At 69.6% G+C, this 20871-nt stretch carries 21 protein-coding genes; 6 read left to right on the top strand and 15 right to left on the bottom strand.

What is annotated here, in order from left to right:
* The first annotated feature begins 92 nt into the window (after positions 1-92).
* Together ITJ66_RS09255 and ITJ66_RS09250 are read left to right on the top strand one after the other, a co-directional pair.
* Positions 93-1601: a PspC domain-containing protein gene (locus ITJ66_RS09255; protein WP_194644424.1), complete on the top strand. Its 1509-nt coding sequence runs from the start codon at positions 93-95 to the stop codon at positions 1599-1601.
* Positions 1598-1966, top strand: a complete 369-nt coding sequence (locus ITJ66_RS09250; RefSeq protein WP_194644423.1) for a hypothetical protein — start codon at positions 1598-1600, stop codon at positions 1964-1966. Before ITJ66_RS09255 ends, ITJ66_RS09250 begins: the two co-directional genes overlap by 4 nt.
* A gap of 29 nt (positions 1967-1995) precedes the next feature.
* Here the strand turns inward: ITJ66_RS09250 and trmD are convergent, their stop codons facing one another.
* The 4 genes from trmD to rpsP all read right to left on the bottom strand — a co-directional run bounded on the left by trmD (position 1996) and on the right by rpsP (position 4171).
* Positions 1996-2703 (bottom strand): tRNA (guanosine(37)-N1)-methyltransferase TrmD, encoded by a 708-nt coding sequence (gene trmD, locus ITJ66_RS09245; RefSeq protein WP_085510627.1) that lies wholly within the window; start codon positions 2701-2703, stop codon positions 1996-1998.
* Between the two features lie 140 nt (positions 2704-2843).
* Positions 2844-3491, bottom strand: a complete 648-nt coding sequence (rimM, locus tag ITJ66_RS09240; RefSeq protein WP_370582602.1) for a ribosome maturation factor RimM — start codon at positions 3489-3491, stop codon at positions 2844-2846.
* The gene (locus ITJ66_RS09235) at positions 3492-3743 is read right to left on the bottom strand and encodes an RNA-binding protein (RefSeq protein WP_064296312.1); all 252 of its coding nucleotides are present in this window, start codon (positions 3741-3743) and stop codon (positions 3492-3494) included.
* A 2-nt stretch (positions 3744-3745) separates the two neighbouring features.
* Entirely contained in the window at positions 3746-4171 is a 426-nt protein-coding gene (gene rpsP / locus ITJ66_RS09230; protein ID WP_064296311.1) for a 30S ribosomal protein S16, read from the bottom strand.
* A 251-nt stretch (positions 4172-4422) separates the two neighbouring features.
* Between rpsP and ITJ66_RS09225 the strand changes: the two genes are divergently transcribed.
* The gene (locus tag ITJ66_RS09225; RefSeq protein ID WP_194644422.1) at positions 4423-5565 is read left to right on the top strand and encodes a glutamate--cysteine ligase; all 1143 of its coding nucleotides are present in this window, start codon (positions 4423-4425) and stop codon (positions 5563-5565) included.
* A gap of 10 nt (positions 5566-5575) precedes the next feature.
* Here the strand turns inward: ITJ66_RS09225 and ITJ66_RS09220 are convergent, their stop codons facing one another.
* Together ITJ66_RS09220 and ffh are read right to left on the bottom strand one after the other, a co-directional pair.
* Entirely contained in the window at positions 5576-5956 is a 381-nt protein-coding gene (locus ITJ66_RS09220; RefSeq protein WP_194644421.1) for an META domain-containing protein, read from the bottom strand.
* A gap of 16 nt (positions 5957-5972) precedes the next feature.
* On the bottom strand, positions 5973-7526 hold the full coding sequence (gene ffh, locus ITJ66_RS09215) for a signal recognition particle protein (protein WP_064296308.1): 1554 nt from the start codon (positions 7524-7526) through the stop codon (positions 5973-5975).
* A 103-nt stretch (positions 7527-7629) separates the two neighbouring features.
* On the opposite strand from ffh, the gene lipB reads away from it, so the two are divergent.
* Both lipB and lipA read left to right on the top strand, forming a co-directional pair.
* Positions 7630-8304 (top strand): lipoyl(octanoyl) transferase LipB, encoded by a 675-nt coding sequence (gene lipB, locus ITJ66_RS09210; RefSeq protein ID WP_194644420.1) that lies wholly within the window; start codon positions 7630-7632, stop codon positions 8302-8304.
* On the top strand, positions 8301-9317 hold the full coding sequence (lipA, locus tag ITJ66_RS09205; protein ID WP_064296306.1) for a lipoyl synthase: 1017 nt from the start codon (positions 8301-8303) through the stop codon (positions 9315-9317). Before lipB ends, lipA begins: the two co-directional genes overlap by 4 nt.
* Positions 9318-9341: 24 nt before the next feature.
* Here lipA and ITJ66_RS09200 read toward each other — a convergent pair whose 3' ends face one another.
* The 3 genes from ITJ66_RS09200 to ITJ66_RS09190 are packed head-to-tail and all read right to left on the bottom strand — an operon-like array spanning position 9342 to position 14446.
* Positions 9342-9842 carry a DUF2004 domain-containing protein gene (locus ITJ66_RS09200; RefSeq protein WP_192005129.1) on the bottom strand — a complete coding sequence of 167 codons (501 nt, stop codon included), beginning with the start codon at positions 9840-9842 and terminating at the stop codon, positions 9342-9344.
* On the bottom strand, positions 9842-10720 hold the full coding sequence (gene ftsY / locus ITJ66_RS09195; protein WP_064296361.1) for a signal recognition particle-docking protein FtsY: 879 nt from the start codon (positions 10718-10720) through the stop codon (positions 9842-9844). The genes ITJ66_RS09200 and ftsY overlap by 1 nt, the downstream gene beginning before the upstream one ends.
* A 54-nt stretch (positions 10721-10774) precedes the next feature.
* A complete protein-coding gene (locus tag ITJ66_RS09190; protein WP_194644419.1) occupies positions 10775-14446 on the bottom strand; it encodes an AAA family ATPase in 3672 nt (1223 codons plus the stop codon).
* Between the two features lie 149 nt (positions 14447-14595).
* Between ITJ66_RS09190 and ITJ66_RS09185 the strand changes: the two genes are divergently transcribed.
* A complete protein-coding gene (locus ITJ66_RS09185; RefSeq protein ID WP_194644418.1) occupies positions 14596-15678 on the top strand; it encodes a GNAT family N-acetyltransferase in 1083 nt (360 codons plus the stop codon).
* Between the two features lie 3 nt (positions 15679-15681).
* Here ITJ66_RS09185 and mutM read toward each other — a convergent pair whose 3' ends face one another.
* The 6 genes from mutM to ITJ66_RS09155 all read right to left on the bottom strand — a co-directional run bounded on the left by mutM (position 15682) and on the right by ITJ66_RS09155 (position 20832).
* Complete coding sequence (gene mutM / locus ITJ66_RS09180) at positions 15682-16572, bottom strand: bifunctional DNA-formamidopyrimidine glycosylase/DNA-(apurinic or apyrimidinic site) lyase (RefSeq protein WP_191940866.1); 891 nt, start codon at positions 16570-16572, stop codon at positions 15682-15684.
* Positions 16556-17233, bottom strand: coding sequence for a ribonuclease III (gene rnc / locus ITJ66_RS09175; protein ID WP_086473824.1), 678 nt, complete (start codon positions 17231-17233; stop codon positions 16556-16558). Before rnc ends, mutM begins: the two co-directional genes overlap by 17 nt.
* 91 nt (positions 17234-17324) lie before the next feature.
* A complete protein-coding gene (rpmF, locus tag ITJ66_RS09170) occupies positions 17325-17534 on the bottom strand; it encodes a 50S ribosomal protein L32 (protein WP_056006932.1) in 210 nt (69 codons plus the stop codon).
* Between the two features lie 3 nt (positions 17535-17537).
* The gene (locus ITJ66_RS09165) at positions 17538-18050 is read right to left on the bottom strand and encodes a DUF177 domain-containing protein (protein WP_071261222.1); all 513 of its coding nucleotides are present in this window, start codon (positions 18048-18050) and stop codon (positions 17538-17540) included.
* A gap of 111 nt (positions 18051-18161) precedes the next feature.
* On the bottom strand, positions 18162-18644 hold the full coding sequence (gene coaD / locus ITJ66_RS09160; RefSeq protein ID WP_064296302.1) for a pantetheine-phosphate adenylyltransferase: 483 nt from the start codon (positions 18642-18644) through the stop codon (positions 18162-18164).
* A gap of 19 nt (positions 18645-18663) precedes the next feature.
* Entirely contained in the window at positions 18664-20832 is a 2169-nt protein-coding gene (locus ITJ66_RS09155; RefSeq protein WP_194644417.1) for an ATP-dependent DNA helicase RecG, read from the bottom strand.
* Positions 20833-20871 lie beyond the last annotated feature (39 nt).

Raw genomic sequence — 20871 nt, 5'->3', positions numbered from 1 at the left:
GGATGCGGTCGGCACCCTGGGACGGCAGGATCAGGGTGCACTCAGGGTCATGCCGGATGGGCCCGACCCGGACGCTTCGCCAGAATCGGACCATGACGAACCACAGCAAGCCGCCCACCGGAGCAGAACCGGGGGCACCCGCCCCGCAGGATCCGACGACCCGCTTCTTCGACTGGTGGCGGTCCACCGGTCTCCGTCGCTCGAGCGACTCGTGGCTCGGCGGTGTCGCCGGGGGTGTCGCGGTCCGGCTCGGCCTCGATCCGATGATCGTGCGCGGAGCCCTCATCGTCATCGCGATCCTTGGCGGGCCGGTCCTCTTCGTCTACGCCGCGGGCTGGGCGCTCATCCCCGACCAGCAGGGGCGGATCCACCTCGAGCGTGCGATCCGGGGCGTCTTCGACCCGGCGATCGTCGCGATCGGCATCCTCGCGGTCCTCACCGCCGTGCCGTTCATGCGCGGCCTCTGGTGGGACGGCGTGCCGCATGCGTGGAACCTGCCCGGGTGGCTGGAGTCGACCATGACCGCCGGTTGGGTGATCGCCCTGGTCGCCGCAGCTGTCTGGCTGATCGTGATGTTCTCCCGCCGCGACCCAGGGCGGGCGACTCCGTCTGAGACACCGCCGCAGCGCGACCCGTGGACCAGCGACGCCTCGATCCCGAAGCCGACGGCACCATCGCCCACGGCCTCCCCCTCGGGCCCTGCCGGCTCGGCCCCGGCCTCCCCCGGTGCCGCGAACCCGGTGTCGCTCGCGAAGGTCGACGGTTCGCCAGGTGCTGCGGGCGCGACCGTCCCGCTCCCCGGAGCCACCACCACCGCAACCGCGTGGGAGGGGGCTCCGAGCCAGCAGCGCGGCTGGACGAGTCAAGAGTTCCGGGACGAGATGAGCCGCCAGCGAGCCGAGCAGCAGGCCGAGCGCGAGACGAAGGCTCGAGAGCGTCGTGCGCAGCACCCTGGAGCGGCCTTCGTGGCGATCACCCTCGGACTGGCGCTGCTCGCCGGTGCCGGCGCGGCCGTCATAGCAGCGGGCGCCGGGTTCTCGGTCCCGGTCGTCGTGGTCATCGGGCTCGCCGCAGCGCTCGGTGCGCTCGCCGTCGCGACGATCATCGCGGGCATCAGCGGACGGGAGAGCGGCTGGCTCGGGCTCTTCACGTGGGCCGCTGTGATCTCCTTGCTCGCCACCGGCGTGTTCCCACTCGGCTCTTCCTTCCTGCCGGTCGGACGCACGACCTGGACCGTGACGTCGACGGATGCGGACGACCGACGCGGCTACGTGATGATCGCCGGCCAACCCACGCTCGACCTCGGTGAACTCGCCAACGACGACGCGTTGCGCGGTGGGACGATCGACGTGTGGATCCTTGCAGGCGAGGTCGACGTGCTCCTCCCCGAGGACGTGCCGGTGATCGTCGAGTTCTCAGCGATCGCGGGCACCCTCGAGACGGGACGCGACGGTCGGGACAGGACGGACCGACGCGGCGGAGCCCTCTTCCAGGATGAGGCACGGTACGGACGAACGGCGTCAGGAGACACGACGCGGGTACGGGTGTGGACGGTCGCCGGCAGCGCTGTCGTGACCGAGGAAGCGGAGGCGGGACGATGACCGAGCAGGACGACCGGACCGGAGCGGCGGACATGTCGTCCCCAGCCGACGCGGCGACGGGACCGACTCCTTCGGAGACCGATCAGACGGCCACCACGGAGTCGACCAGAGCGCAGCCGACCACTTCACAGACGGCAGATGAGCCGAGGACCGATGTCGGCCCGACGGATCGAGTTGGTCGACCACCGCGCTTCGGCACGATCCTCTGGGGCGTGCTCCTGCTCGTCTTCGCCGGGGCCATGCTCGTCACCAACCTCACCGAGGTGCGCATCGACCCCCTGGGGTGGATCACCGGGGCGATCATCGCGACCGGGGCGGTCCTCGTCATCGCCGGCATCGCCGCCGCCGTGCGGCGTCGGCCCTGACGGCCGTCAAGCGCGGAACCCCTGCGCGCTCAGGCGTCCGGCTCGTCGGCGGGCAGCAGATCCGGGCGGACCTCGCGGGTCCGCTCGATCTGCTGCTGCCGACGCCAGGTGGCGATCGCACCGTGGTTGCCGCTCAGCAGCACCGGCGGCACCGGTAGTCCTCGCCACTCGGCAGGCTTCGTGTAGCTCGGGTACTCGAGCAGCCCGTCTTCGTGCGACTCCTCGACGAGACTCTCGGGGTTGCCGACGACCCCCGGGACGAGCCGACCGATCGCCTCGATCATCGCCATCACGGCGACCTCTCCCCCGTTGAGGACGTAGTCGCCGAGGCTCACCAGCCGGACCCGCGCTCGGCTGGCGGTGTGGTCGAAGACGCGGTGGTCGATGCCCTCGTACCGGCCGCAGCCGAAGACGAGGTGCGGCTCGGCCGCGAGCTCGCGGGCCATCGCCTGGGTGAACACCTCGCCCGCCGGAGACGGGAAGATGACCAGCGGCTCCTCCTCGGTGTCGTCACCCAGGATGCCGTCGAGCGCCTCACCCCAGGGCTCCGGCTTCATGACCATGCCGGCTCCCCCGCCGTACGGGGTGTCGTCGACGGTGCGGTGACGGTCGTGCGTCGAATCCCGCAGGTCGTGGACGTCCAGTTCGATGAGCCCGCTCTGCTTCGCCTTGCCGAGCAGCGAGAGGTCCAGGGCATCGAAGAAGGTCGGGAAGATCGTGACGATGTCGATGCGCATGAGGAGCAGTCTATTCGCGCGACGGTCGTCGTCCCGGTCGCGTCGGTCAGCCGATACGACGACGACGGAGGCGCCGGTTGCACGCAACCGACGCCTCCGTCATGGGTGTTCCGAGCCGGAGGACCGACTCGGAACGAGTACTACTGCTCCGGCTGCGAGGCTCCGGTGTCGTCCGGAGCCTCGTCGGAGGCCTCGGACTCGACTGGACCGGCCGTCGTCGTCTCGGGGGCGTCGTCGGCCTCCGGGAGTTCCTCGAACAGGCCGGTTGGCGGCGTGACCGTGACGATCCCGGCGGCGATGTCGACCGTGGGGACGATCGCCTTGACGAACGGAACCATGACCTCGCCGTCGCCGGTCTTCACAATCAGGAGGTCCTGAGCCGGGAAGTGGTCGACGCGAGCGACGGTACCGACGGCGACGCCGTCGCGGTGCACGGCCAACCCGACGAGCTGGTGGTCGTACCACGCGTCGTCTTCGACCGGCAGCTCGGTGGGATCCTGCTCGACCCAGAGGATCGCTTTCACGAGGGTCTCCGCCTCACTGCGATCGGAGATGCCGACGAAGAAGGCGACCGGCTGGCTGTTGTACCAGCGCAGTTCGATGAGCTCGAGCGTCTTGCCGCGCCACTTCGATCCTGCGGGGACCTGGAGCGTGAACGTCGAGCCCGGGGTGAACCGGTGCTCCGGCTCATCCGTGTAGAGCTCGACCTTCAGGGCGCCCTTCAGGCCATGGGCTTTCGTGAGCCGACCGACCCGCAACTGGGTCTTCGGCTCCGTCTCGTCCGCCACCTACGCGCTGGCGCCGGAGGCGTCCGTGTCGACCACGTCGACTCGGACCCGCCGACCGTCTGCCAGCGCTGCCACGAGGGTGCGCAGGGCTTTGGCCGTCCGGCCGGCACGACCGATGACCCGGCCGAGGTCCTCGGGGTTCACACGAACCTCGAGGACCTCGCCACGGGCGGAATTCTGTGCCGTGACGCGAACGTCATCCGGGTGATCCACGATCCCCTTGACGAGATGTTCGAGCGCGGGAGCGAGCAAGACTACGCCTGCTCTGCTTCAGCGGCGTCGGCAGCGGGCGCCTCGGCCTCGGCCGGAGCAGCCTTGGCCGCGGGGGCCTCAGCCTTCGGCTTGAGGACGGGCTTCTTCTTCTCGTCGGCGACGAAGGCGGCCTTCGGCTCCTTGACGCGGACGGTGCTCACGGCGTCCTTGTCGCCCTTGAACTTGCCCCAGTCACCGGTGAGCTTGAGGAGTGCTGCGACCTGCTCGGTCGGCTGGGCGCCGACGCTGAGCCAGTACTGCGCACGCTCGGAGTCGACCTCGATGAACGAGGGCTCCTCGGTGGGGTGGTACTTGCCGATCTCCTCGATGACACGACCGTCGCGCTTCGTGCGCGAGTCTGCGACGACGATGCGGTAGTACGGCGCACGGATCTTGCCGAGACGCTTGAGACGGATTTTGACAGCCACGATTCTCCTGAATGATGTGATGTTTGATGTGCTCGCTGCCGAAAGGTGGGGCCACACGCTCGACGCGAAAACTGTGGTTGCTGCGGGCGTCGGATAGAGGGTCGAACTCCGCGCAGACTCAACTCTCTATTCTGCCAGACATCGGGCGATCTGGGTAATCCGAGGACACCGATACCGGATGACCCCTCCACCCCGTGTGAAGATGGGCTGGCGCGCGGCATCCGGCCGCGCCCTGCGGGAGGTCGACGCCAATGCCCATCGAGTTCGCCAGATCCGAGCGTTCGACCGTCGGCCTCGAATGGGAGGTCGCCCTCGTCGACCGCGACACCGGCGATCTCGTCGGCGTAGCGGACACCGTCCTGTCGGAACTCCGCCCGAGCGACGGTTCCGATCATCCGCAGATCACCAACGAGCTGCTGCTCAACACCGTCGAACTCGTCTCGGGCGTGCACCACACGGTCCCCGAGGCGATCGCGGACCTCGAAGGCCAGCTGGCCGAGGTGCGGGCGATCACGGATCCGATGGGCGTCGAACTCATCTGCAGCGGTTCGCACCCGTTCGGCCAGTGGTACGACCAGCAGGTCACCGACAAGCCCCGCTACCACAAGCTCATCGACCGCACCCAGTGGTGGGGTCGCAACATGATGATCTGGGGCGTGCACGCGCACGTCGGCGTCGAGACGGTCGACAAGGTCCTCCCGATCATGAACGGGCTGCTGACCTATCTGCCCCACCTCCAGGCGCTATCGGCATCCAGCCCCTACTGGGGCGGGGTCGACACCGGGTACGCGTCGAACCGCGCGCTCATGTTCCAGCAGCTCCCGACGGCGGGCCTCCCCTACCAACTCTCGGACTGGGAGCAGTTCGAGGCCTACGTCGACGACATGACGGTGACCGGCATCATCGAGGACCACACCGAGGTCCGCTGGGACGTGCGACCGTCGCCGCAGTGGGGCACGGTGGAGATGCGTGCGTGCGACGGAGCGTCGACCGTCGCGGAGTTCGGGGCCCTCGCCTCGCTCATCCACTGCCTCACCGAGCACCTGTCCGAGCGCCTCGACGCCGGAGAGCGCCTGCAGACCCTGCAGCCGTGGTACGTCCGCGAGAACAAGTGGCGTGCGGCGCGGTACGGCCTGGACGCCGAGATCATCCTCGACTCCTCGGGCCACGAGCGCCTCGTGACCGACGACCTGCATGACCTGCTCGACACCCTCGCGCCGGTCGCTCGCCGGCTCGGCTGTGCGGACGAACTGGCGAGCATCGCCACGATCATCGAGCACGGCGCGAGCTACCAGCGACAGCTCGCCGTCGCCCACGCGAACGGCGGCAGCCTGCAGGCGGTGGTGAGCTCGCTCGCGAAGGAGCTGCGACACGGGGTTCAGCCCTCCGCCTGACGAGGCGGCGTCACTCAGCGCGGTCGAGCGTCCCGATCCGCGTGCCGGCGTCGTCGGTCACGGTCAGGCGGCCGCCGTCGTCCGAGAGCGTCGCCTGTGCGATCCCCCGCAGCCAGGTGTCGACGCCCGGGCACGCCATCAGGGTGCTCGCGACGTCGGAGACGACGACCGCGTCGTCCTCGGCGCGCCAGGAGCCGGAGAGGCTGTTGCAGCCGTCCGAACCACTCACGCGACCGTCGTCGGTGAACACCAGGTGCGGGTCGGCGGCGCCGGTCCCCTCACCCCAGGTGCCCAGGACGCGTTCGCCCGGAGGCGGAGCGGAGCACCCGGCGAGCATGCCCGCGGCCAGGACGACTGCGACGACCGAAGCCGCTGTCCTCAGCGCGCGCATACCACCTCCGCTCGACTCAGCGACCCAGGAACTTCTGCAGCTCGGCGAGCTCCGCCTCGGTCGGGGCTGCCGATCCCGACGACGAACCGCCGCCGAGGCCGAATCCAGCGCCCGTGGCGGCAGCCTGCGTCTCGACGGCGCCGGCGTTCTCCGCCGCGCGCTTGGCCGGGTTGCCTGAGCGGGAACCCTTTTTCTTGGCCTGCGGCTTCGGTCGGTTCGTCCTGGCACCGGGGACCGGACCCATCCCGGGGATGTTCGGCACGCCGCCCTTGGCGACGGTCTTCATCATCTTGGCCGCCTGCTCGAAGCGGTTGACGAGGGCGTTGACCTCGGTGACGGTCATGCCGGAACCCTTGGCGATGCGCAGGCGGCGGGATCCATTGAGGATCTTCGGGTTCGTGCGCTCGGCCGTGGTCATCGACTGGATGATGGCCTCGGTGCGGACGATCTCGCGTTCGTCGAAGTTCTGGAGCTGCTCCTTCATCTGCCCCATGCCGGGGAGCATGCCCATCATCTTCTTGATGGAACCCATGCCGCGCAGCTGCTGCATCTGCTTGAGGAAGTCGTCGAGCGTGAAGGAGTCGGTCGCGAACTTCTCCGCGACCTTGCGCGCCTCCTCCTCGTCGAAGTTCTGCTGCGCCTGCTCGATGAGGGTGAGGATGTCACCGAGGTCGAGGATCCGGCTCGCCATGCGGTCGGGGTGGAACGGCTCGAAGTCGTCGAGACCCTCACCGGTCGACGCGAACATGATGGGGCGTCCGGTGACCGAGGCGATGGAGAGTGCCGCACCACCGCGGGCGTCGCCGTCGAGCTTGGAGAGCACCACGCCGGTGAAGTCGACGCCGTCGAGGAAGGCCTTGGCCGTCGCGACCGCGTCCTGACCGATCATCGCGTCGATGACGAAGAGGACCTCGTCGGGATCGACCGCCTTGCGGATGTTCGACGCCTGCTTCATGAGCTCGGCGTCGACGCCGAGTCGTCCGGCGGTGTCGACGATGACGGTGTCGTAGAGCTTCTGCTCGGCGAAGCGCACGCCGTCGCGGGCGACCTTGACCGGGTCGCCGACCCCGTTGCCGGGCTCGGGAGCGTAGACGGGGACGCCCGCCTGCTCGCCGACGACCTGGAGCTGGTTGACGGCGTTGGGGCGCTGGAGGTCGGACGCGACGAGGAGCGGCGTGTGGCCGTCCTTCTTGAGCCACTTGGCGAGCTTGCCCGCGAGTGTCGTCTTTCCGGCACCCTGGAGTCCGGCGAGCATGATGACGGTCGGCGGCTTCTTCGCGAACTCGAGACGGCGCTGCTGTCCGCCGAGGATCGTGACGAGCTCGTCGTTGACGATCTGGACGACCTGCTGCGCCGGGTTGAGGGCCTTGCTCACCTCGTCACCCAGGGCGCGTTCGCGCACGCGACCCGTGAAGTCCTTGACGACGTCGAGTGCGACGTCCGCGTCGAGGAGGGCGCGACGGATCTCGCGGACGGTGCCGTCGACATCGGCCGCGGAGAGCTTGCCCTTGGTGCGGAGGTTCTTGAACGTATCCGCGAGGCGGTCAGAGAGTGTGCCGAACGTTGCCATGATCCCTCCAGTTTAGGGCAGACCGCGGCGCGAGCCGGTCGAACGTCGCCATGGTCCGAAGATGAGTATTTGGACGCCGTCCAACAATGCTATTGTGGCGGCCATGACACAGCTCCTCATCGCCGGGCTCGCGCCCGCATTCGTCCCGTACCGCGAGGGTTGGGCGCTGCAGCGTCGGGTCCATGAGGCGGTCGTCAGCGGTGAAGGGCCCGAGCACCTCATCCTGTGCGAACACGAGCCCGTGTACACGGCGGGCAAACTGACCCGGCCGCATGAGCGTCCCGACGACGGCACACCGGTCGTCGAGGTCGACCGCGGCGGCCGCATCACCTGGCACGGACCCGGACAGCTCACCGGCTATCCGGTCGTCCGCCTCCCGGAGCCGGTCGACGTCGTCGCCCACGTCCGTCTGCTCGAGGAGGTCATGCTGCAGACGATCACCGAGCTCGGCGTCATCGGCCGCCGCATCGACGGACGGTCGGGTGTCTGGGTCGACCCCGTCGCCGGTGGACCGGCCGCGAAGATCGGCGCGGTCGGTGTCCGGGTGCAAGCGGGGGTCACGCTGCACGGCTTCGCGCTCAACTGCGACAACTCCCTCGAGCCCTTCGGCCACATCGTCGCGTGCGGCATCGCCGATGCCGGGGTCACCACGATCAGCGCCGAGCTCGGTCGACGGATCACGCCGAGCGACGTCGCGGAGCGCGTCTCCGAGATCTTCGAAGCACTCCGGCCCGGCTGGACGGCCGCGTCCGTGACCACGGTCGGAGCGGCCGCGTGAGCGGCTGCGGCGCACCGGCACCCGCTCCCGCGGCGGACACCGGCGGACGGAAGCTCCTGCGACTCGAGGTCCGGAACGCCCAGACCCCCATCGAGCGGAAGCCCGACTGGATCAAGACCCGCGCGACGATGGGACCCGAGTACCGACAGCTCCAGGCGCTCGTGCAGGAGGAGGGCCTGCACACGGTCTGCCAGGAAGCCGGCTGCCCGAACATCTTCGAGTGCTGGGAGGACCGCGAGGCGACCTTCCTCATCGGCGGGTCGCAGTGCACGAGACGCTGCGACTTCTGCCAGATCGACACCGGCAAGCCGGCCGACTACGACCGCGACGAGCCACGGCGGGTGGCCGACTCGGTGCAGCGGATGCGGCTGCGCTACGCGACCGTCACGGGCGTGGCGCGCGACGACCTCCCCGACGAGGGGGCGTGGCTGCACGCCGAGACCGTCCGGCGCATCCACGAGACGAACCCGGGGACGGGGGTCGAGATCCTCGCGACCGACTTCTCCGGCAACCCCGACCTCCTCGGCGAGGTGTTCGCCTCCCGTCCGGAGGTGTTCGCACACAACGTCGAGACGGTCCCACGCATCTTCAAGCGGATCAGGCCCGCCTTCCGCTACGAGCGCTCCCTCGACGTCCTGACCCAGGCGCGTGCCGCCGGCCTCATCACGAAGTCCAACCTCATCCTCGGGATGGGCGAGGACCGGAGCGAGATCAGTCAGGCGCTCGAGGATCTGCACGAGGCCGGCACCGACATCATCACCGTCACCCAGTACCTCCGCCCGACGCCTCGACACCTCCCCGTGGACCGCTGGGTCAAGCCGCAGGAGTTCCTCGAGATCAAGGAGGAGGCCGAGGAGATCGGGTTCCTCGGTGTGCTCGCGGGTCCGCTCGTCAGATCGTCCTACCGTGCCGGACGCCTGTGGGCGCAGTCGATGACCGCGAAGGGCCGCGAGGTCCCCGAGGGACTGCAGCACCTCGCAGACGCCTCACTCGGCTTCGCCCAGGCGGTCTGAGGCCGACGCCTCGACCGGTCGGGCTCAGTCCTCGCTCGTGACCCCGGTGACCTCGCCGTCGGAGCTGTACGCGACCATGAGCACGCCGTCGAGCTGGTCCGCGTCGAGCGAGTACTCGAAGATCGCGAACGCCTCGTCGCCGTTGTGCTGATGCGGCGCGAACCCGACGCTCAACAGCGTCATCGACCGGATGACGTCGACGTCGCGGTCTCCGGACTCGTCGACCAGGACGTCCGGCAGGGACTCCCCCAGCTCCTCGACGGCCTGGATGATGTACTCGGTCACCTCGGAGGTGCGGTCGTCGACCTCGCTCAGCATCGCCTCACGCGAGCGCAGGTCGAAGCCCTCCAGGGCGAGGATCATCGCGGCCGCCAGGTCGAGAGCATCGGCCGGGATGTCGTCCTCGTCCGGGGCGCTCAACGAGATGGAGACGGACTGCTCCCCGACGTCGATGTTGTCGGACCAGTAGACGCCACCACCAGGCTCGGTCGCGATGATGCCGAAGTAGTCGTGTTCGATCGCCATCAGCTGCCCACCAGGTTCTGTGCGAAGACGTGCGGCGTGAAACCGGTGAGGTCGCCGATGCCCTCACCCTGACCGACGAGCTTGATCGGGATGCCGGTCTTCTCCTGCACGGCGAGGACGAACCCGCCCTTCGCGGAGCCGTCGAGCTTCGTCAGGACGAGCCCGGTCACCCCGGCGTGCTCGATGAACGCCTGCGCCTGCGACAGACCGTTCTGACCGGTCGTCGCGTCGAGGACGAGGAGGACCTCGGCGATGGGCGCCTGCTTCTCGACGACGCGACGGATCTTGGACAGCTCGTCCATGAGCCCGCCCTTCGTCTGCAACCGGCCAGCGGTGTCGATGATGACGATCTCGGTGCCGGTCTGCTTGGCGTACTCGATCGTCTGGAAGGCGACGGACGCCGGGTCCTGTCCCTGCTGCTGGGGGCGGACGATCTGTGCGCCCGCGCGCTCCGCCCACGTCGCCAGCTGCTCCACGGCAGCGGCACGGAAGGTGTCCGCGGCGCCCACGACGACGGTGCGGTCGTAGTTGCGCAGGAACTTCGCGAACTTGCCGATGGTGGTCGTCTTGCCGACCCCGTTGACGCCGACGACGAGGACGACCGCCGGACGCTCGCTGAGCTTCAGCGTCGTGTCGAACTTCGACAGCCGCTCCTCGACCTCCTCGCGCAGCATGCGCTGGAGGTCGCGCGGGTCGGTGGTGCGGTAGCGGTCGACGGAGGCGTGCAGGCCCGTGACGATCGACTCGGTGACGTCGGGACCGAAGTCGGCGCCGATGAGCGCATCCTCGAGGTCCTCCCAGGTGGTCTCGTCGATCGTCGGACGTTGGAACATGCCTTTGAGGGCACCGGAGAGTGACCAGGGTGTGCGTGCAGCCATGGTCTCAGCGTAGCCGTCGGCGACGCGGTCCCGTCGCGTGGGCACGAGACCGGATCAGCTCGCGCGTTCTGCTGCCACGCGCTGACCGACGACGGCCGACACCCCGTCCTGCCGCATCGAGACGCCGTAGAGGGCGTCGGCGATCTCCATGGTGCGCTTCTGGTGCGTGATGACGATGAGCTGGCTCGTCTGACGGAGGTCCTCGAAGATGGTGAGGAGCCGCCCGAGGTTCGCGTCATCGAGGGCCGCCTCCACCTCGTCCATGATGTAGAACGGGCTCGGCCGGGCTTTGAAGATGGCGATGAGGAGGGCGACCGCGGCGAGCGAGCGCTCCCCACCCGACAGGAGCGACAGGCGCTCGATCTTCTTACCGGCGGGCTTGACCGACACCTCGATACCCGTGGTGAGCATGTGCTCGGGGTCGGTGAGCGAGATGCTGCCCGTGCCGCCCGGGAACAGGATCGGGAACACCTCGGTGAAGGCGGCTTCGGTGTCGGCGAACGCCGAGGCGAAGATGACCTCCATCTTCCCGTCGATGTCCTCGATGATCGACAGCAGGTCGGCGCGGGTGCTGGTGAGGTCGGCGAGCTGTTCGGTGAGGAAGCGGTGGCGCTGTTCGAGTGCCGCGAACTCCTCGAGCGCGAGCGGGTTGACCCGCCCGAGTTGGGCGTAGGTGCGCTCCGCTGCTACGAGACGCTTCTGCTGCTCGGCGCGGACGTAGGGCGTCGTCGGCACGTCGTCCGACTCCTCGGTGGGTTCCTCTTCCGGCTCGGCGTCCGGCGCCGCGGGTCCGTCGGCAAGTGCCTCGGGTGCCTCGTCCGAGTCGGGCGTCGTCGTCTCGGGCGAGACCTCCGAACCGGTGTCGTCGGCCGTTCGCACAGCCGAGCGGGCGGTCGCGCGGGGTGTCGGAGGGTCGACGGGCACCGGAACCTCGGGCCCGTACTCGGCGACGAGCACGTCCTCGACGAGTCCCAGCTCCGACCCGGCGCGCTCGAGCAGACCGGACAAGTGGAGCTTCTTCTCGTAGATCTGGAGTTCGAGGCCGTGGACGCTCTCGGTGACGACCTGCAGCCGCTGCCGGAGCGTGTGCTCCTCGCCGCGCAGTCGCACGAGCTCGGCGTTCCGGCTGGACCGCGTCGCCTCGGCTGCCGCGAGCGCGACGCGGGCCTCGGTGACCGACCGGTCGACCGAGTCGAGGACGGGCGGGAGCGCCTCCGTCACGGCGGCGGCGGCCGCGGCCTGGCGCGCACGGATGACGGCACGCCGAGCTGCTTCCTCAGCTGCGGCCTGGTCGGCCTGCCGCTGCCGCTCGAGGTTCGCGACCGCGAGCTCCTCCGCCCGCACGCGTTCGCGCGCGGTCTCGAGGAGGAGGCGGCGCTGCACTTCGGCCTCGCGCGCCGCGTCCAGTTCGGCGGAGAGCCCATCGCGTGCCGAGACGTCGAGGAGCGGTCGTGGACGCGCGCGAGCGGTGTCGTGGTCCAGCTTGGCCCGTTCCACGGCGGCAGCGGCGTCGGCGACGGCCGCCTCCGCCGTCCCGGCAGCTGCGAGGAGGCGGTCGTGTTCGGCCTGCGCGGATTCGTACCGGACCGTGACCCGGTTCACGCGCTCGGCCTGTGAGGCACGGTTGGCGTCGAACTCGCGGAGGGCGCTGAGCGCCGCCTGCGCGGTCTGCTTCGCCTCCTGCAGGATCGTGCGCTGCTCGGCCAGGGCGAAGCGCGCCCGTTCGATGAGCGACTCGACCTCACCGTGTCGATCGGCGGCAGCATCGCGCTCGGCCAGCAGCTCGATGCGACTCTGCGCTCCGCCGCTCCCCCCGCGGACAATGCTGTCCGTTACCACTGCGCCGTCGCGGGTCACGAGGGTGAACGCGCTGAGCGACGAGCCGAGTCGGTCGTACGCCGCGATCGCGTCGTCGAGCGAGTCGACCACGAGGACCGAGGCGAGGATCCCCAGCACGCCCGGAGGGGCATCCACCAGCTCGGCAGCCGAGGTGAACCCGGCGGGCACGTCCGGGACGTCTCGCGCACCGTCGGCGATGACGATCTCGACCCGGCCGAGCTCCTGATCGGCCGCGTGATCGAGCGCCCGACGGGCAGCGTACCGGTCGACGGCGACGGCGGCCTCCGCGAGCGTGCCGAGCGCTGCGGCCACAGCCGACTCGTGGCCGGGTCGGACCTGCACCCGGTCCGCGACGATCCCGTCGATCCCGTCGAGACCGCTCGCAGCGAGCTCGGCCGAGCCGGTCTTGAGGTCGAGGGCGCGCGAGAGTGCACTGGTCTTGGCGCCGAGCGAATCGCGTTCACGTTCGAGGGTGTGGAGCTGCTCGCGCAGGCCCTCGATCTCCCCTTCGGCCTCCGCTGCGCCGCGCTGGGCCGCCTCGTAGGCGTCGTCGAGTCCGGAGTCGGCGGCGTCCGCCAGGGTCGGGTCGTCCTCGAGCGCTTCATACTCCAGCCGCGCGGCGTCCAGACGGAGGGCAGCGGCGTCGATCGCGTTCTGCTGGCGCAACGCCTCGCCACGGACCGCGGCGAGTTTGGACCCGGCGGCGTCGACGGCACCCGCGAGCTTGGAGAGCTCCAGGTCGTGTCGTGACACGAGCGCGCTCTGCGCTGCGATCTCGACGTCCACCGCGTCGAGTGCGGCGCGCTTCGCGCGGGTGTCCGCCTGCGCCTCCTGCAACGCGCGCTCCGCGTCGGCGACCGCCACCCGCAGTCCGTCGATCTCCGCGGTCGCGTCGGCGACCATCTGCTTCGTGATCCGGGGTTCGGCGGCCGTCGCGTCCGTCGAAGAGCCGAGGAGTGCGAGCCGCTGATTGGCGAGCGTGTACAGGTTCCGGAGGCGCTCCTGCACGCTCTCGAGCTCGAAGGTGATCCGGCGGGCGTCGTCGACCGCGTCGCCGAGTTGTGCCTGCTCGATCCGGTTGATCCGCAGTTCCGCCTGTTCCAGCTGCTCCTGGAGGACGAGGCGCTCGCTGTGGCGCTCACTCTCCGAGCGGTTGTGCTCGTCGAGGGAACGCCGGAGGCCCACGACGTCGTCCGCGAGGATCCGAGCGCGGGCGTCGCGGACGACCGCGGCGATCGTCTGCGCCTCCCGGGCGATCTCCGCCTGACGACCGAGCGGCTTCAGCTGCCGGCGGATCTCGCCGGCGAGGTCGCTCAACCGCGTGAGGTTGGTCTGCATCGCCTCGAGCTTCCGGAGCGTCTTCTCCTTGCGTCGGCGGTGCTTCAGGATGCCGGCCGCCTCCTCGATGAAGCCGCGTCGCTCCTCGGGCGTCGCCCGCAGCACCGCGTCGAGCTGCCCCTGTCCGACGATGACGTGCATCTCGCGGCCCAGACCGGAGTCGCTCAGGAGCTCCTGGACGTCGAGCAACCGGCACGTGTCGCCGTTGATGGCGTACTCGCTCCCGCCGTTGCGGAACAGGGTGCGGCTGATCGTCACCTCGGTGTACTCGATGGGCAGTGCGCCGTCGCTGTTGTCGATGGTGAGCGTGACCTCGGCTCGACCGAGCGGTCCCCTGGTCGACGTGCCAGCGAAGATGACGTCCTCCATCTTGCCGCCGCGGAGGGTCTTCGCCCCCTGCTCGCCCATCACCCAGGCGAGCGCGTCGACGACGTTCGACTTGCCGGAGCCGTTGGGACCCACGACGCAGGTGACGCCCTGCTCGAACGCGAAGGTGGTGGGGTGCGCGAAGGACTTGAACCCTTTGAGCGTCAGGCTCTTCAGGTACACGCGCACCTCCTCTCCCGCGTCGCGGATGCTGTGCACTACGGTAGCGAATCCGCGGACGGACGAGGGACACCACGCTGTGCCGGCCCGCCGGGGCGGTCGTACCATGGACCGCATCACCCAGGACGGTCTGGTGTGGGAGGGAGGCGACGATGCGCGTCACGATCGACGAGGTGGAGATCCCGGCGTCCGGGAGCTCAGCCGTGTTCGAAGCGGTCCAGGAGGTCGCGAACACGCTCGAAGCGGAGATCTGGTCCACCGACGACTTCGCCCTGACCTCCGCCATGACCCTTCCCGAGTACCGCGACCAGCGGTTTCAGCGACGCGTCCTGCTCGCCGCCGTCCTCGACGGCCGTGTGGTCGGTCGCGGCTGGCTCGGGTATGGCACCGAGGCCGACGCGGTGACGGCCTCCCTGGACGTCGGTGTCCTCCCCGAGGCGCGTCGTCGTGGGATCGGCACAGCGCTCCTGTCGGAGTTGGAGCGACGGGCCCTCGCGGCCGGCCGCCCGACGGTGACCGACTTCACCCAGCACGCCGTCGACGACATCCCGGCCGGCGAACCGCTCCTCGGTGCGAGCGTCGGCGAACAGGCGATCCCCGCGAACGCCGCGGCCAGCCGGTTCATGCTCGATCGTGGATACGCCCTCGCGCAGGTCGAGCGGACGAACCGCTGCGACCTCGCCACGACGCTCGGGGAGCTGCCGGACATCGTCGCTGCGTCGACCGCCCGAGCCGGGCACGAGTACCGCCTCGTGCACTGGTTGGATCGCACCCCCGACGAGCTGCTCGGCTCGCTCGCGACGGCCCGCGAACACATGGCGACGGACATCCCGGCCGCCGATCTGGAGCTCGACCCCGAGGTCTGGACGCCCGAGCGGGTCCGCGCCCGCGAGGACCAGCTGGCGGCGTCTGGCGACCACGCGATCGTCGTCGCCGCCGTCCACCGCGACAGCGGCACGGTCGCCGGGTACAGCGAGCTCGTCCTCGGCGAGGGCAAGGAACACGCGGAGCAGTGGGACACGCTCGTGCTCGCCGACCACCGGGGACACGGCCTCGGACTCTGGATGAAGGCGGCGAACCTCCTCGCACTCGCCGATCAGGCACCCGAGCGGTCCCGGATCTACACCTGGAACGCCGACGAGAACGCGCACATGCTCGCGATCAACGACCGACTCGGTTTCCGCATCGTCGGCTACTCCGGAGAGTGGCAGCGCCGACTCCCCCGCAGCGACTGATCGTCAGGTGCGGCGCTGGCACACGGGACAGCGGTGCGAGCCCCGGTTCATGAACTGCTCGCGGACGATGAGCGTGCCGCAGCGCGCGCACGGTTTGCCCTGCCGGCCGTAGGCGTTCAGGCTGTGGGCGAAGTACCCCGCCTGACCGTTGACGTTCACGTACTGGGCGTCGAAGCTCGTCCCGCCCTCGGCGAGGGCCTTGGCGAGCACGGAGCGGACCTCTTCGAGCAGCCGGCCGGCGCGTCCGAGCCCGAGACGGGCGGTCTCCTGCTCGGGGTGGATGCGCGCCGCCCAGAGCGACTCGTCCGCGTAGATGTTGCCGATCCCGCTGACCAGGGTCTGATCGAGGAGCGCCCGCTTCACACCGGTGCGTTTCTCGCGCAGTCGTCGGAGGAAGACGGCGTCGTCGAAGGCCGGGTCCATCGGGTCGCGGGCGATGTGAGCGACCTGGTCGGGCACCATCGCGACCTCGTCGCCGAACCCACCTGCGGCTCCGTCCGTCGTCGGGACGAGCGCGGTCACTGCCATGGAGCCGAAGATCCGCTGGTCCACGAAGTGCAGCCAGAGCTCGCCGTGCTCGGGATGCTCCAACTGCAAGCGGATGCGCAGGAGTCGGTCGGCGTCATCGCCAGGTGACCGGAGCAGCATCTGCCCGCTCATGCCCAGGTGACCGACGATCGCCTCATCGTCGTCGAGAGGGAACCAGAGGAACTTCCCGCGTCGGACGGCCGATCGGATGGTCCGCCCCGTCAGCCGTGCGGTGAAGTCGGCGACACCACTCGCGTGGCGGCGCAGGGAGCGTTCGTCGAAGACCTCGACGCCGGCGATCGTCGCCCCGCTGACGGCGGGCTCCAAGCCGGCGCGGACGACCTCGACCTCAGGGAGTTCCGGCACTGATCCTCGACCAGGCTTCCAGGGCCGCGGCCATCTCGGCGTGCTTCTTGCTCGTGCCGGAGCCCGTCGCCGTGACGGCGGTGCCCACGGTGACCGTCGCGACGAACCGTCGGTTGTGGTCGGGGCCGGAGCTGGCGATCTCGTAGACGGGCGCCGGCGCACCGATGGCCGCGGCGGCCTCCTGGAGGCTCGTCTTCGGGTCCATCGCCGCACCGAACCGCTCAGGGTTCTCGAGCAGGGGGTTCACCAGCCGCAGGACGAGTGCCGTCGCCGCGTCGGGACCGGCCGACAGATACGTCGCGCCGATGACCGCCTCCATCGTGTCGGCCAGGATGGACGCCTTGTCGCGGCCACCGGTCTGGTCCTCGCCCTTGCCGAGCTTGATCCGCTCGCCCAGACCGATCGAGCGTGCGACCTCCGCGAGCGCGATCGTCGAGACGAGGCTCGCACGTCGCTTCGCCAGCTGCCCTTCGTCGAGGTGCGGGAAGTCGCGATAGAGCATGACGGTGACGGCCTGCCCGAGGATCGAGTCGCCGAGGAACTCGAGGCGCTCGTTGTGCGGGAGTCCACCGTGCTCGTACGCGTACGAGCGGTGCGTCAGCGCCAGGTCGAGCAGCTCGTACGAGACGTCGACACCCAGTTGCCGTGCGAAAACGACCACACCGGGATCGGTCTCCGATACGGAGCCGATTCCGGTGTGGTCGGAATGATTCGTGTTCACGCTGTTCGAACGCGGACGTTCAACGCGCGGATCAGACGTCTGCGACCTTGCGGCCCTTGTACTCGAGGTACAGGGCGGTGCCCTGCGAGTCCTCGACGACCTTGGCGCGGTGCGGCAGGCTGTACGTGACGCGGCCGTTCTCCACCGTCTTCACGAGCGTCGGCACGGCGGCCTTCCACTGCGAGCGACGCGAGCGGGTGTTCGAGCGCGAGACCTTCCGCTTCGGGGGGTTTCCAGCCATGATCTATCTCTCTTCTGTGTCTGCAGCGGCGCGCTGGGCGCTACTGGCGTCTGTGTCAAGTACGGAGTCTGAGGACAAGCCCGCGAGCGCAGACCAGCGAGGATCTGCGACGTCGTGAGGGTGTCGTTCCGGACGTTCGGCCAGCCGCTCACCGGTCTCGGGGTCGAGTCCGGGGCAATCCGGCTGGCACACCGGCTGAAACGGCAATGCGAGAACTACCGCATCTCTGACCAGAGGTTCAAGATCCACGTGGTCGTCGTGAACCTCGAAGTCAGACGCTTCCGAATCAGGATACGCGAAAAGTTCCTGAATCTCGACTTCGACAGGCAGTTCGATGTCGCGGAGGCAGCGTCCGCACTCGCCGGTCGCCAGTGCGTCGACGTCGACGGTCACGAGGATCCCCTCGTGAACGGATTCGAGACGCACCTGCTCGGAGAGCGTCGTGCCCTCCTGGACGGCGACCAGACCCTCGCCCCAGCGCTCGGCGAGCACCACCTCGAGGTCGTGCTCGCGCATCTCCCCGGGACGGTTCACCAGATCGCGCACGTTGACGCTGAACGGCGAATTGTTCGTTCTCTTCCTAGTCACGATCGACGATTCTACGCCGAACCCGACCGGGAGGACGCCCTAGCCCTCCTGGAGGAAGGTCGCCACCACCTGCGGGACGTACGGGCTGACATCGCCACCGAGCGCGGCCACCTGCCGGACGAGTGAACTGGAGACGTGCGCGTGTGCCGGATCAGGCAGGAGGAAGACCGTCTCCACGCCGGCGAGGCTGCGGTTCATGATGGCCATGGGCGTCTCGTACGCGACGTCGACCTGCGAGCGGATGCCCTTCACGAGCACGCTCGCGCCGACGTCCGTGCAGTAGTCGACGAGCAGGCCGACGTTCCACTGCGCTACGACGATGTTGTCGGGCAACCCGCCGTCGGCGATGGAGCGCTCGAGCAAGGACACCCGCTGCGGCATCGGCAGTAGAGCGGACTTGTCGGGATTGTGCACGACCAGCACGTGCAGTTCGTCGAAGATGCGCGCCGCCCGCTCGATGACATCCAGGTGACCGAGGGTGACTGGGTCGAACGATCCGGGGACGACGGCGATCCGCTTCATGCCGCCAGCCTATCGGTGCTCAGTTCTTGGCGAGCGCGGCGCGATCGGATTCGTCGAGGCGCCGGCGGAGCGCTTCGGCCAGCACCGGGTGGTCGGCGAGGTCGGGATCGGTGTCGAGGAGCTCGGCGGCATCCGCCCGCGCCTCGATGATGACCTCGCTGTCGTGCACGACCCGGAGCAGCTTGAGCGAGGACCGCCCGCCCGACTGCATGCTGCCGAGGACGTCGCCCTCGCGCCGCAGTTCGAGGTCGACCTGCGCGAGGTCGAAGCCGTCGAGCGTCGCGGCCACCGCGTCGACGCGCTCGCGTGCGGTGCTCTCCGCCTCCGCCGCGGTGACGAGCAGACACAGACCCGGGACGCCGCCTCGGCCGACGCGTCCGCGGAGCTGGTGGAGCTGCGACACCCCGAAGCGCTCCGCGTCGAGCACGACCATCGTCGAGGCGTTGGGGACGTCGACGCCCACCTCGATGACCGTCGTCGCCACGAGCACGTCGATCTCACCGGCCGCGAAGGCCCGCATCGTCCGGTCCTTCTCCTCCGCGCTCATCCGGCCGTGGAGGACGTCGATGCGTCGGGAGGCGAGCAGCGGGTGGGTACGCAGCTGCTCCACCGTGGTGAGCACGGACGCGATCGGGCGCGCCGGGTCGGCGTCCTCCTCGAGTTCCTCACCGGGCTCGACCTCCTTGGCGTCGATCGCCGGGCACACCACGAACCCCTGCCGCCCCTGCGCGAGTTCCTCGGCGAGGCGCTCCCAGACGCGGGAGATCCACCGCGGGTGATCGGCCAGGGCGACCACGAAGCTCTCGATCCCCTGCCGCCCGCGTGGCAGCTCCTTGATGATGCTGACGTCGAGGTCGCCGAAGACGGTCATGGCCACGGTCCGTGGGATCGGCGTCGCGGTCAGTACGAGGACGTGCGGCGGTGTGCGTCCCTTCTGACGGAGCTGGTCGCGCTGCTCCACGCCGAAGCGGTGCTGTTCGTCGACGACGACCATCCCCAGATCAGCGAAGGTCACGGCGTCACCCAGCAGCGCGTGCGTCCCGATCACGATCCGGGCCTGGCCTGCGACGATCCGCAGCAGCGCCCGTTTGCGATCGGAGGTCGGCAGCTGGCCGGTGAGCAGCGTCGGCATGAGCTCGGCCGAGAGGTCGGGCCCGAGCGAACGGACGATCGACCGCAGGTGCTGCGCCGCGAGGACCTCGGTGGGCGCCAGGAGCACCGACTGTCCCCCGCTGTCGGCGACGGCCGCCATGGCCCGGAGGGCGACGAGCGTCTTGCCCGAACCGACCTCGCCCTGGACGAGCCGGTTCATCGGATTGGGCTGCGCGAGGTCGGCCGCGATCTCCGTGCCGACCGTCTGCTGGTCGCCGGTCAGCTCGAACGGGAGCGCGGCATCGAGGCGCTCGAGGTAGCCGCCGGCTTTCGGCACGCGGGGTTCGGCCGCCAGGGCACGGGTGGCCGCGCGCTGCTGGAGCAGGGCCGTCTGCAGGAGGTACGCCTCCTGGTACCGCAGACTGCGCCGGCCACGCTGCCAGTCGCGGTCGACCGCCGGGCGGTGCACCGCCCGGATGGCGGCGTCGAAGGAGAGCTCACCCCTCGCGGCACGGACCGACCGCGGGACCGGGTCCTCTTGCGGCGGCAACGCGTCGAGGACCAGTTCCACGGACTGCCTGAGGTTCCAGCTCGTGATCGTGCTCGTCGCCGGGTAGATCGGGATGGGCGCCTCCGACCACGCCTTCGCCTGGGCGTCCGCGAGCGCCGGTGCCTCGGCGTCGTCGGGGAAGAGCTGGTACTGCGGATGTGCGAGCTGGTAGCTGCCGCGGTAATCACCGACCTTGCCGGCGAAGATGCCGCGGAGTCCGGGCCGGAGTTCGTTCGCCCGCCACTTCTGGTTGAAGAACGTGAGGTTCAGGCGGCCCTGGCCATCGGAGATGACCACCTCGAGGATGGAGCCCTTGCGCTGCTTCATCTCCCGGTCGCGGACCTCGACCACGTCGGCGACGATCGTGACGTCCTCCCCGAGTGGCAACTGGCCGATGGCCGTCAGTTCACCCCGACGCGCGTAACGGCGTGGATAGTGCTCGAGGAGGTCGCCGACGGTCTCGACACCGAACGCCTTCTGCAACGCCGTCGCCGTGCGACCGCCGAGGACGCCACCGAGCTTCGTGCCCAGCTCGATCCCCGTCATGCCGTCGATTCTATTCGGCACCTCGGACACCGCGGTTCG

The sequence above is a fragment of the Plantibacter sp. VKM Ac-2885 genome, from assembly GCF_015351205.1.
GTDB classification, from domain to species: domain Bacteria; phylum Actinomycetota; class Actinomycetes; order Actinomycetales; family Microbacteriaceae; genus Plantibacter; species Plantibacter auratus.
This window is presented reverse-complemented; position numbering and strand designations above follow the sequence as displayed.

Excerpts from the sequence above, each read along its gene's own strand:
- ITJ66_RS09155 (WP_194644417.1), bottom strand. The coding sequence starts at position 20,832 with ATGACGGGGATCGAGCTGGGCACGAAGCTCGGTGGCGTCCTCGGCGGT.
- ITJ66_RS09185 (WP_194644418.1), top strand. The coding sequence starts at position 14,596 with ATGCGCGTCACGATCGACGAGGTGGAGATCCCGGCGTCCGGGAGCTCA.
- ITJ66_RS09200 (WP_192005129.1), bottom strand. The coding sequence starts at position 9,842 with ATGGCGATCGAACACGACTACTTCGGCATCATCGCGACCGAGCCTGGT.
- lipB (WP_194644420.1), top strand. The coding sequence starts at position 7,630 with ATGACACAGCTCCTCATCGCCGGGCTCGCGCCCGCATTCGTCCCGTAC.
- ITJ66_RS09225 (WP_194644422.1), top strand. The coding sequence starts at position 4,423 with ATGCCCATCGAGTTCGCCAGATCCGAGCGTTCGACCGTCGGCCTCGAA.
- ITJ66_RS09165 (WP_071261222.1), bottom strand. The coding sequence starts at position 18,050 with ATGCGCGAGCACGACCTCGAGGTGGTGCTCGCCGAGCGCTGGGGCGAG.
- ITJ66_RS09250 (WP_194644423.1), top strand. The coding sequence starts at position 1,598 with ATGACCGAGCAGGACGACCGGACCGGAGCGGCGGACATGTCGTCCCCA.
- trmD (WP_085510627.1), bottom strand. The coding sequence starts at position 2,703 with ATGCGCATCGACATCGTCACGATCTTCCCGACCTTCTTCGATGCCCTG.
- coaD (WP_064296302.1), bottom strand. The coding sequence starts at position 18,644 with ATGAAGCGGATCGCCGTCGTCCCCGGATCGTTCGACCCAGTCACCCTC.
- ITJ66_RS09255 (WP_194644424.1), top strand. The coding sequence starts at position 93 with ATGACGAACCACAGCAAGCCGCCCACCGGAGCAGAACCGGGGGCACCC.
- ffh (WP_064296308.1), bottom strand. The coding sequence starts at position 7,526 with ATGGCAACGTTCGGCACACTCTCTGACCGCCTCGCGGATACGTTCAAG.
- ftsY (WP_064296361.1), bottom strand. The coding sequence starts at position 10,720 with ATGGCTGCACGCACACCCTGGTCACTCTCCGGTGCCCTCAAAGGCATG.
- ITJ66_RS09220 (WP_194644421.1), bottom strand. The coding sequence starts at position 5,956 with ATGCGCGCGCTGAGGACAGCGGCTTCGGTCGTCGCAGTCGTCCTGGCC.
- rpmF (WP_056006932.1), bottom strand. The coding sequence starts at position 17,534 with ATGGCTGGAAACCCCCCGAAGCGGAAGGTCTCGCGCTCGAACACCCGC.